Origin of the sequence: Actinosynnema sp. NPDC023658 (assembly GCF_040639995.1) — a bacterium.
GTDB lineage: Bacteria > Actinomycetota > Actinomycetes > Mycobacteriales > Pseudonocardiaceae > Actinosynnema.
The window spans coordinates 1-1,675 of the sequence record NZ_JBFAAX010001132.1 but is presented as its reverse complement, the minus strand read 5'-3'; the positions used below and the strand labels follow the sequence as shown (position 1 = coordinate 1,675).

General features: G+C 74.4%; 1 protein-coding gene. It reads left to right on the top strand.

What is annotated here, in order from left to right:
• Positions 1 to 251: 251 nt before the first annotated feature.
• Positions 252 to 1,523 (top strand): S8/S53 family peptidase, encoded by a 1,272-nt coding sequence (locus AB0G02_RS38855; protein ID WP_360805109.1) that lies wholly within the window; start codon positions 252 to 254, stop codon positions 1,521 to 1,523.
• Positions 1,524 to 1,675 lie beyond the last annotated feature (152 nt).

The following is a 1,675-nucleotide window of genomic DNA, read 5'->3' as shown; positions in this document are numbered from 1 at the left end:
GACGCCGCGACCGCCGCCGACGTCCGCGCGCTGGCGGGCGTGGTCGACGGGGTGAACGTGAAGCTCGCCAAGTGCGGCGGCATCACCTCGGCGCAAGAACCACGTCCACCACCTGCTGCGCAAGCTCCAGGTGGACAGCCGCGCCGCGGCCACCCGACTGCTCCGGCACGTGGATGTATCAGCGTGACCGCCCGGCACCCCTAACCCACCGGACGCGCACACGCGCGTCGCACACCTACCGAGAGGTGATCATGACGACGCCGATGAACAGGGTCCGCGGTTTCCGCTCACCGGTGGTGGAGGTGAACGGCGCCTTGGTCCGGCCGGGCGAGCTCCTGGTGGAGGCCGCGGTCGAGGACGACCTCCGGCCGCTGCTGGAGCGGCACGGCGGCAGGCCCTACGCACCGGGCCCGCCCGGTCGGGACTGGCGACGCGACCCCGGCACGCCCCACTACGGCGACGTCAACGCCCGGTTGCGCGAGGTGGGTCTGGGGCACCGGCTGTGGGTCGGCTTCACCGACACCGACGTGGTGGACCTGATCCGCGACCGGCGCGGCGCCCTGCACCACAACCACGTCTACGTCGGCGCGGTGGACGTCCTGGACTTCTACCAGGGCGGCCCGGACGGCTGGGCCACCGTGATGGCGGGTCAGCGCCCCGCGCTGGTGCTGGACGAGGACGACAAGCCGGAACCGGCCGCGGTCGCGGTGGTCGACTCCGGTGTGCCGGCCGAGTGGCAGACCACGCACCCCGACCTGGTGGGGCTGTTCCGGCAGGGTCCGGCCGGGGCGATCCCGGTCGATCCCCTCGACGGGCCGGACGGGGACCTCCTCCTGGACGTCCAGGGCGGGCACGGCCTGTTCATCGCGGGCCTGGTCGCCCGGATGGCGCCGGACGTGAACGTCCAGGTCTTCCGCGTGCTGCACACGACCGGCGAGACCGACGACACGGTCCTGTGCCCGGTCCTGGCCGACCTCGACAGGCTGACGGCGCCGGTGGTCAACCTCTCGCTCGGCGGCACCACACCGGATGACCAGCCGTCCCCGCTGCTGGCGGCGGCGTTGAACGCGGTGCTCGACAGCGGCAAGGTCGTCGTGGCGGCGGCGGGCACCTCCTCCGGAGCGGGCCGGCCGTTCTACCCGGCGGCGTACGCCTACGCGGGGCCGCCGCCGGGCGTGATCTCGGTCGGCGGGTGCGACACCACGGGCGGATCGGCGGTCCCGTGGCCGAAGAGCAACGAGGCCGACGTGTACGCGCCCGGTGTCGACCTGGTCAGCACGCACGTGAGCGGGTGGAAGCACCCGCTCGACGGCAGCAAGCTGTTCACCGGCTGGGCCCGGTGGACGGGGACGTCGTTCGCCGCCCCGCTGGTGGCGGCGGAGATCGCGCGCCGGTTCCTGGCCCAGCCCGGTCCCGTCCGGGCCGTGGCGACCGGGTTCCTCGACGGCCTGCCCGCGGTCGCGTGGCCGTCGCAGCAGGGCAGGCTCTACGCGCCGACGCACCCTCCGACGGTGTGGCAGTAGCGGGGATCAGGCGCCGAAGGTGACGAACCCGGCCGCGGCGGCGACCGCCCCGTCGTCGGTGGGTGCGATGGCCGCCCGCGTGGCGGCCATCGCCTCGGCGGGCGGGAGGCCGGCGAGCAACCGGTCGTGCAGGGCGAGCATCACCGGTTCGG